Origin of the sequence: uncultured Granulicatella sp. (genome assembly GCF_963545075.1) — a bacterium.
Taxonomy (GTDB): Bacteria; Bacillota; Bacilli; order Lactobacillales; family Aerococcaceae; genus Granulicatella.
In genome coordinates this window covers 22147-31201 of the sequence record NZ_CAUUHX010000017.1, presented here as the reverse complement: position 1 = coordinate 31201, position 9055 = coordinate 22147, and the positions used below count along the sequence as shown (strand labels likewise).

Sequence of the window (9055 nt, the reverse complement as noted above, 5' to 3'; positions counted from 1 at the left end):
CATATAAAAAATCCTGTCGGTGATTTCTCACCAACAGGATTTGTCGAACAACCTGTAAATAGGATTCAAATAACTCTTCTGAAATATTAAATTATTATAAACTGTTTGCTTATGAAATGACACCATTTTTCATTGAATCTATTATGTCAGTTATCTTTCCTAGTTCGATACCTTGTTGGATTCCTTCTGTAATACCTCGTTCAAGTCCTCGTTTTAATATTTTTCTTCTTTATGCTTGTATATTTCTTGTTCATTTATCATACTTTTTCGTTTAATACTAGTTTGATGTGTTAAGCAAGATAAACCTAATTTGATAAAAATTGGGGTGAAAATAAAATATTTTTTAACTTTTTTGATAAAAAAGTGGTGAAAAGTGGGGGAGTGTGGTAAACTAGGGATAATTATGAATGATAGGAGGAGTCTGCATGTTAATCGGTGAATATCAACACACAATAGATGCTAAGGGACGTATGATTGTTCCAGCTAAGTTTCGTGAAGATTTAGGATTCACTTTTGTTGTAACACGTGGACTAGATGGCTGCTTATACGGCTATCCTCTTGATCAATGGCAATTGCTTCGTCAAAAGTTGAGTGAATTACCTCAATCGAAAAAAGACGCTCGTGCATTTGCTCGTTTCTTTAATTCTGCTGCAAGTGAAGTAGAATTTGATAAGCAAGGAAGAATTAATATCACACCTACTTTAAGAGAACATGCAGGTTTAGTGAAAAACTGTCGTGTTATTGGTGTGAATGACCGAATTGAAATTTGGGATGAAGAACGTTGGAAAGCATATATTGCTGAAACTGAAGAGAATTTTGAAGAATTAGCAGAACAAATGGCTGATTTTGGATTTTAGAAAGGATATTAATAAAGAATGTTTAAACATGTAACCGTATTGCTACATGAGACAGTCGACAATCTTGAAGTAAAACCAGATGGGGTTTATGTGGATTGTACTCTAGGTGGAGCAGGACATAGTGAATATTTATTAAGTCAATTGACAACAGGTCATTTGTATTGTTTTGACCAAGATATGAATGCTATTGATAATGCTAAAATCCGTTTAAAGAATTTTATTGATGAAGGTAAAGTAACGTTCATTCACGCAAATTTTAGAATGATTCAAAAAAAACTAAATGAATTAGGAATCAAAAAAGTAAATGGAATTTTGTATGACTTAGGAGTATCTTCTCCACAATTAGATCAAATTGAGAGAGGGTTTAGCTATCATCAAAATGCTATTTTAGATATGAGAATGGATCAAACTGCGTCATTAACTGCAAAGGAGATTATTAATGAGTGGAGTTATGATGAATTAGTACGAATTTTCTACCGTTATGGAGAGGAAAAATTCTCAAAACAAATTGCAAGAAATATTGAACGTATTCGTCAAAACCATGAGATTGAAACGACTGGAGAATTAGTAGATATTATTCGAGATAGCATCCCTGCTGCAGCAAGAAGAAAAGGGGGACATCCTGCTAAAAGAATTTTCCAAGCAGTTCGTATTGCGGTAAATGATGAATTAGCGGCGGTAGAAGATTCCCTTGAACAAGCTTTTGACTTGTTAGAAGTTGGAGGAAGAATAAGTGTTATTTCATTCCATTCTTTAGAAGATCGTATTGTGAAGACGATGTTTAAACAAAAAAGTACTGTAGAACAAGGTCCTAAAAATTTACCAATTTTACCAGGGCAGTTAGAAAGTGCTGATTTTAAATTGATTACAAGAAAACCAATTTTGCCAACAGAAGAAGAAATGCAAGAAAACTCACGATCACAAAGTGCAAAATTACGAGTGATTGAACGTGTGAAATAATTAGTAAAGGAGGCGTTTTTTGATGGCATTAGCAGAACAAATCGTTGATGTAAATTCTACAACAACAGTCAAAGAAGCCTTTCCGAATACTTATTCCGACAAAGTAGTAACGGCTATTCCTCAAGAAAAAGTAAAAGTTAATTATGCAAGAAATATGGTTGTTTCAATTGTAGTAATTGTATTATTAGGCACTTTAACAGTTGTTAGCTCAATGTTAGTGGCGAATAAAAATCGTCAATTGCAAGATATACAAACCAATACGACATTGATGCAAAGAAAAAATGATACGTTATTACAATCGGCGCAAGAATTATCACAATATGACCGTGTGAATCGTATTGCAAAAGAACAAGGGTTACAAATGGGTCAAAATAACGTAAGGAATGTTGGACAATGAAAATGAATAATTTTAAGAAATATTTGGGAAATAGAAAGATTGCGATACGTTGCTTGATGGCAATCGCATTCTTCCTATTTCTCATTTTTTCTTTTCACTTCTTTAAAATAATGGTGCTGGGACAAAGTCATGGTGTTAATTTAAGAGACGAATTAGATAAGAAATTAACACATACAACACTATTGAAGGCTAAACGTGGAAATATTTATGATGCAAGTGGTAGTCCCATTGCTGTAGATGCAACGAATTATTCTTTGTTTGCTGTATTAACAGATCAATGGGATAAAGGAAAAAAAGATTATGTACAAGATTTTTCAAAAACTGCACAAGTTCTATCAAAATACATTGATATGAAGGCTCCAGAAATTGAAAAAATCTTATCTCAAAAAAATGTTTCCCAAGTAGAATTTGGAAATGCAGGGAAAAATCTTTCTGTTGAAACAAAGGAAAAAATTGAAAAAGAAGAACTTCCCGGTATTAAATTTACGGAAAATCTTTCACGTTATTATCCAAACGGAATTTTTGCTTCTCATTTGATTGGATATACGGATGTAGAAGAACAACAAGTTGATGGAAAACCAGTTGAACAATTGGTTGGTAAGATGGGAATTGAAGCATTGTATAATGCAACTTTGACTGGGAAACCTGGAGAAGTAACTTCAAGATTAGATGGAAATGGATATGTTATTTCAGGAAGTGAAGAAGTAACGGAACAACCAAAAGATGGAAATGATTTATATTTAACGATTGATAAAAAAATGCAGACCTACCTAGAATCTTTGGTGTCTCAAGTGAATGATAAGTACTTACCAAGTCAATTGACTGCGATGTTAGTAGATCCAAAAACTGGGGATATTGTAGCTGCTACACAACGTCCTACATTTAACGGAACAACTAAAGAAGGAATTTCTACGATGTGGAATAATCTTTTAACGGATGAAGCTTATGAACCAGGTTCTACTATGAAAGTATTAGCTCTTGCTGCTGCTATTAATGAAGGAGTTTTTGACCCTAATGAAAAGTATGAATCTGGTAAAATCCAGATTTTTAAAGATTTAGTTCGTGACTATAATAAAGTTGGTTGGGGGAGAATCACTTATTTAGAAAGTTTAGCTCACTCAAGTAACGTTGCTTTTGTTCATGTAGTTCAAAAAATTGGAGTAGAAAAATGGAAGCAATATTTAGATTTATTTGGATTTGGTCAAAGTACGCAATCAGGATTTTTAAATGAAGCTACTGGATTGAATACATATAATTCTTATTTACAACAATTGTCGACTGGTTTTGGACAAGGGATTTCTGTAACAGCTTTTCAAATGGTACAAGCTTTTACAGCAATTGCGAATCAAGGAGAAATGAAAAAATTAAGAATTGTGGATCATGAGTTTAGACCAGCAACAAATACTACAGTTAATTTTTCTGAAAATTCTTTAGGGCAAGTAATTAAACCGGAAACAGCTAAAAAAACTCTAGAATATTTACGTCAAGCAACTACTATGAAAGATGGAACATCTAATGGGTTTGATATTGAAGGTGAGGAAATAGCTGCGAAAACAGGAACTGCCGAATTTGTAAATCCTGAAACAGGAACTTATTACTCGTATGGAAGTAATTATATTTATTCTGTAGTTGGATTTGCGCCTGCAAGTGATCCAAAATATATTTTATATATTACATTGAAGCAACCTCAAAATAACCCTTATGGAGCTGGAGGTAGTGCTTTAATTAAAGAGATTTTTAATCCAATGATGAAACGTGCGTTAGATTATAGTCGATTAACGCAATAAAAAGGAGGAATTTAGAAATGTTAGCTACAGAATTAGCTCAATTAATTTATCTCAAAAAGATTGAAGGTAATTTATCAGGTGTAACAATTGATTTTTTAGCACAAGATTCAAGAAAAGTTCGTCCAAATACATTATTTTTCTGTATTGATGGAGTTACAGTAGATGGGCATCGCTTTGCTGCTGCTGCGAAAGAAAAAGGTGCCGTTGCCTTTGTAGCTAGTAAATCTATCAAAAATCAAGTAGGGGATACTCCAGTAATTTATGTTAAAGATGTGACAAGAGTGATGGCTTTGTTGGCAAATCATTTTTATGGATATCCAACTCAATCTTTACAAATGATTGGTGTTACAGGAACTAATGGTAAAACGACAGTCACTCATATGATTGATGCATTGCTAGAAAAGACAGATAAACCGACTGCATTAATTGGAACAATTTATCGAAAAATTGGTTCGAAAATCATTCCAACTCACAATACGACGCCTGAAATTTTAACATTGCATGAAACTTTCCAAGAACTAAAAGAGATTGGTGGAGAAACTTGTTTGATGGAAGTTTCCTCTCATGCTTTACAATTAGGTCGTATTTGGGGATTAGATTATGATTGTGTAGTCTTTACGAATTTAACACATGAACATCTAGATTTACACAAAACAATGGAACAATATGCGCATGCTAAAAGTTTATTATTTTCTCAATTAGGAAACTATGTTGGAGAAAATTCTAAACCAAAAGTAGCGATTTTAAATGCGGATGATGAACAGTTTCAAATGTTTGAGTATTCTACTCCTGTTCAAGTAATTAGTTATGGAATTAATGAGGAAGCTGACTTCAAAGCTGAAAATATTCGTACAGAAAATGGACATACAATCTTCGAACTAGTAATTCAAAATGATGAACGTTACTTAGTAGATATGCCATTACTAGGAATTTTCAATGTTTATAATATGTTGTCTGCAATTGCAGTGGCTTATGTTTATGGAATTTCTATAGAAGAAATATTGAAAAAGGTGAAAGCTTTTCAAGGTGTAGCAGGTCGTATGCAACCTGTTGATAAAGGACAAAATTTCCAAGTCATTGTAGACTTTGCCCATACACCAGATGGATTAGAGAATGTATTAGATTCTCTAGTACAAATTCCACATGGAAAAATCATTACAGTTGTGGGGCATAGCGGAGGAAATCGTGATTCAAGCATGAGACCAGAATTAGGAAGAATTGCGTTAACAAAATCTGACCATGTTGTTTTCACGGCAGATAACCCTAGAACAGAGCCTTTATCAAATATTTATGAAGGATTGCTAAGTGCAGTTAATAAGAAATCTGTTTCTTATGAATGTATTGATAAACGAGAAGAAGCCATTGAAAAAGCACTTCAATTAGCGAGTGCTGGAGATATTGTGCTACTTGCTGGAAAAGGGGTAGAAGCTTATCAAATTATTGGTGAAGTAGAATATCCTTATAATGAAATCGAAGTTGTAGAATCATTATTAGGAAATAGATAAAAAGGAGAAAATGATGACATTACAATTATTACTTGTATTAGGAGCCACATTACTAGCAACAGTATTTGCGGAACCTAAATTTATTCAATTTATGCGAATGAATCAGTTTGGGCAAACAACTTTAGAGGATGGTCCATCTTGGCATAAAGCAAAAAGTGGAACACCAACGATGGGGGGATTTATCTTCCTGCTGATGATTGGAATTGTCAGTTTAGTTCTTGGAGGATTATTTGGACATTTTAATTTCACATTATTAAGTGGCGTCATTGGATTTGTATTTTTTGGTGCAATCGGATTTTTTGATGATTTTATTAAAGTATTTAGAAAGCAAAATCAAGGTCTAAAAAGTCATCAAAAATTTGCTTTACAAATAGTTGGATCAGCAGTTTTTGTTGCTTTATTCTTATTAAGTGGACGTAATCCTTTAATTTATATTCCATTTGTTGGTGAAGTACACAGCTTAGTATTGTTTGCTATTTTTACGATTATTTGGATTACAGGGTTTTCAAATGCGGTGAATTTAACAGATGGGCTAGATGGTTTAGCAACGTCAACATCTATTGTCGCTTATGCAACGTATGCATTTTTAGCATTACATTCGAAACAGGTTGAAATTGCATTCTTCTGTTTTAGTGTAGTTGGAGGATTAATTGGATTCTTAATGTTCAATTGGAAACCAGCTAAAATCTTTATGGGAGATGTTGGTTCCCTAGCATTAGGTGCAGGTTTAGCCATTATTTCTCTAATGCTTCATCATGAGTGGAGTTTACTAGGAATTGGGATTGTATTCGTATTAGAAACAGCGAGCGTTATTATTCAAGTAACCTCATTCAAATTAACAGGAAAACGTGTGTTTAAAATGAGCCCAATTCACCATCATTTTGAAATGTGTGGATGGAAAGAAGTGAAAATCGTATTAGTCTTCAGTTTAGTGGGACTAATCGGAACGCTTATTACATTAGCATTGATTTAGAAAAGCTTTTTAGCTTTTCATACATATTTTTCGGCAGTTTATACTGCCATATACATATTGAAATTAATTTAGGGGGCATATTAGGTGCTGAATGAAAAGAAATTTGAACATAAAAGAGTATTAGTGATTGGATTAGCGAAAAGTGGAGTGGCAGTTGCTAAATTATTATTACATCAAGGAGCGATTGTAACTGTAAATGATCGTATTCCATTAGAAGAAAATCCAGATGCAAAAAGTTTAATTGAAGAAGGAATTCGTGTTTTAGCAGGTTCACATCCAGTAGATTTATTAGAAGAACATTTTGATTTTGTTGTGAAAAATCCTGGAATCCCATACCATAATTGTATGGTAGAAGCAGCCATTAAAAAAGGAATTCCAGTATATACAGAAGTAGAAATTGCCTATCATTTATTAGAAGGTTTAATTATCGGAATTACAGGTTCAAACGGGAAAACGACTACAACTACATTAGCGAGTTTAATGTTGAAAGAATCTTTCCCTGAACGTGAAGTATATGCGGCAGGAAATATTGGAATTCCATTATCGCAATTAGCGGAACAATCGACAAAAGATGATATTTATGTTTCAGAATTAAGTAGTTTCCAATTGATGGGAATTGATCAATTTAAACCGAAAATTGCGTGTATTGTAAATATATTCAGTGCTCATTTAGATTATCATGGAACAAGGGAAGAATATATTAAAGCAAAACTTCAATTGACGAAAAATCAAACGGAAGACGACTACTTAGTTTATAATGCCGATTATCCAGAATTGATTACCTTAATTGAAGGTCACACAAACGCAACCTTAGTTCCATTTAGTAGAAAAACTGTTTTAGAATTTGGCTCTTCAGTTGAAGATGATTACATTTGCTTCAATGGTGAGAAGGTAATTCCTGTTTCAACGATTCAAGTTCCTGGAACACAAAATGTTGAAAATGTACTAGCAGCAGTCGCGATTGCAAAATTAGCAGGAGCTACAAATGAAGGAATTCAAAAAGCAGTACAAAACTTCCATGGTGTAAAACACCGTACACAATTTGTAAAAGAAGTGAATAAGAGACGTTTCTACAATGATTCGAAAGCAACGAACATTATTGCGACTCAAACAGCTTTACGTAGCTTTACAAATCAATCGGTTATTTTAATTGCCGGTGGATTAGATAGAGGGAATGGGTTTGATGAATTAGTTCCAGATTTAACTTCTGTTTCAGGAATTGTTTTGTATGGAGAAACAAAAGAAAAATTACAAGAAGCTGCGAAAGTTGCCGGTATTCCTGTTATTGAAGTCGTGAATACATTAGAAGAAGCTACTAAAAAAGCGTATGAAATTAGTAAAGAAGACGATATTATTTTATTATCACCAGCTTGTGCAAGTTGGGATCAATTCAAAAACTTTGAAATTCGTGGAGATGAATTTATTCAAGTTGTAGAGAATTTATAAGAAAGAGGAAATATTCATGAGAGTTGTCGTATCTGGCGGAGGTACAGGAGGTCATATTTATCCTGCACTTGCATTTATGAGATATTTAGAAACACAAGAAGATGTAGAATATTTATACATTGGAACTAAACGTGGATTAGAAAGTAAAATTGTTCCACAAGCGGGGTATGATTTTGAATCCATTAAAATCGAAGGCTTAAAGCGTTCGTTTTCATTAGAAAATTTAAAAACAGCATTCTATATGGTGACAAGTGTCATTAAAGCAAGAAAAATTTTAAAAGAATTTAAACCAGATGTTGTCATTGGTACAGGAGGTTATGTTTGTGCCCCTGTATTATTTGCCGCAAGTTTATTAAAAATTCCTACCATTATTCATGAACAAAATAGTGTTGCAGGAGTAACGAATAAATTTTTAGCAAAATGGGTGAATAAAATTGCCATCTGCTTTGAAGATGTGAAAAAAGATTTTGCATCGTACAGCAATAAAGTTGTTTTAACAGGAAATCCTAGAGGACAAGAAGTTGTTGAAATTAAGAAAAATCCTGAATACTTAGCTTCTATTGGAGTTCAGACAGAGTTGCCAATTGTTGTAATCTTTGGTGGAAGTCGTGGGTCTGAGCGAATGAATGAAGTGTTTGTTGAAGCGTTAGAAGGATTTGCGAATAAACACTATCATGTCATTATGGTTACAGGAGAAGTTCATTATGACAAAATCAACAATCAGATTACAAATTTAGCAAAATCATTGCCAAACGTTTCTGTTTTTCCGTATATTAAAGATATGCCACAACTATTTCAAAATGTGGATTTAGTTGTTTGCAGAAGTGGAGCAACAACTTTAACAGAATTAACAGCTTTAGGATTAGCAAGTGTTTTAATTCCAAGTCCATATGTGACGAATAATCATCAAGAAGCAAATGCTCGTTCTTTAGTCGATCAAGGCGCAGCGTCGATGATTTTAGAAAAAGAATTGAATGCTCAAACAATGTTAGCTGAAATTGATGAAATTTTATTAGATTCTCATAAGAAAGAAGCTATGGCTGCTTCCGCTAAAAAAATGGGAATTACAGACGCAAGTGTAAGATTAACAAGTATGATTCATGAAATTATTTAGAAAGAAAAAGGAGGAG

At 33.3% G+C, this 9055-nt stretch carries 8 protein-coding genes; all 8 read left to right on the top strand.

Features of this window, described 5'->3' with window-relative positions; all coding sequences use genetic code 11:
• The first annotated feature begins 425 nt into the window (after positions 1-425).
• Positions 426-857, top strand: a complete 432-nt coding sequence (mraZ, locus tag RWZ86_RS03830) for a division/cell wall cluster transcriptional repressor MraZ (protein ID WP_006703034.1) — start codon at positions 426-428, stop codon at positions 855-857.
• Positions 858-875: 18 nt separating this feature from the next.
• A complete protein-coding gene (gene rsmH / locus RWZ86_RS03825) occupies positions 876-1817 on the top strand; it encodes a 16S rRNA (cytosine(1402)-N(4))-methyltransferase RsmH (RefSeq protein ID WP_314680151.1) in 942 nt (313 codons plus the stop codon).
• A gap of 22 nt (positions 1818-1839) precedes the next feature.
• Entirely contained in the window at positions 1840-2214 is a 375-nt protein-coding gene (ftsL, locus tag RWZ86_RS03820; RefSeq protein WP_314680149.1) for a cell division protein FtsL, read from the top strand.
• On the top strand, positions 2211-4001 hold the full coding sequence (locus tag RWZ86_RS03815) for a penicillin-binding transpeptidase domain-containing protein (protein ID WP_314680147.1): 1791 nt from the start codon (positions 2211-2213) through the stop codon (positions 3999-4001). Before ftsL ends, RWZ86_RS03815 begins: the two co-directional genes overlap by 4 nt.
• 17 nt (positions 4002-4018) lie before the next feature.
• Positions 4019-5506 carry a UDP-N-acetylmuramoyl-L-alanyl-D-glutamate--2,6-diaminopimelate ligase gene (locus RWZ86_RS03810; protein WP_314680145.1) on the top strand — a complete coding sequence of 496 codons (1488 nt, stop codon included), beginning with the start codon at positions 4019-4021 and terminating at the stop codon, positions 5504-5506.
• A gap of 13 nt (positions 5507-5519) precedes the next feature.
• Positions 5520-6479: a phospho-N-acetylmuramoyl-pentapeptide-transferase gene (gene mraY / locus RWZ86_RS03805; RefSeq protein WP_399544816.1), complete on the top strand. Its 960-nt coding sequence runs from the start codon at positions 5520-5522 to the stop codon at positions 6477-6479.
• Positions 6480-6563: 84 nt separating this feature from the next.
• Entirely contained in the window at positions 6564-7925 is a 1362-nt protein-coding gene (murD, locus tag RWZ86_RS03800; RefSeq protein WP_314680143.1) for a UDP-N-acetylmuramoyl-L-alanine--D-glutamate ligase, read from the top strand.
• Positions 7926-7941: 16 nt separating this feature from the next.
• Positions 7942-9039: an undecaprenyldiphospho-muramoylpentapeptide beta-N-acetylglucosaminyltransferase gene (murG, locus tag RWZ86_RS03795; protein ID WP_314680141.1), complete on the top strand. Its 1098-nt coding sequence runs from the start codon at positions 7942-7944 to the stop codon at positions 9037-9039.
• The last annotated feature ends 16 nt before the right edge of the window (positions 9040-9055 follow it).

Excerpts from the sequence above, each read along its gene's own strand:
- mraZ (WP_006703034.1), top strand. The coding sequence starts at position 426 with ATGTTAATCGGTGAATATCAACACACAATAGATGCTAAGGGACGTATG.
- rsmH (WP_314680151.1), top strand. The coding sequence starts at position 876 with ATGTTTAAACATGTAACCGTATTGCTACATGAGACAGTCGACAATCTT.
- ftsL (WP_314680149.1), top strand. The coding sequence starts at position 1,840 with ATGGCATTAGCAGAACAAATCGTTGATGTAAATTCTACAACAACAGTC.
- RWZ86_RS03815 (WP_314680147.1), top strand. The coding sequence starts at position 2,211 with ATGAAAATGAATAATTTTAAGAAATATTTGGGAAATAGAAAGATTGCG.
- RWZ86_RS03810 (WP_314680145.1), top strand. The coding sequence starts at position 4,019 with ATGTTAGCTACAGAATTAGCTCAATTAATTTATCTCAAAAAGATTGAA.
- mraY (WP_399544816.1), top strand. The coding sequence starts at position 5,520 with ATGACATTACAATTATTACTTGTATTAGGAGCCACATTACTAGCAACA.
- murG (WP_314680141.1), top strand. The coding sequence starts at position 7,942 with ATGAGAGTTGTCGTATCTGGCGGAGGTACAGGAGGTCATATTTATCCT.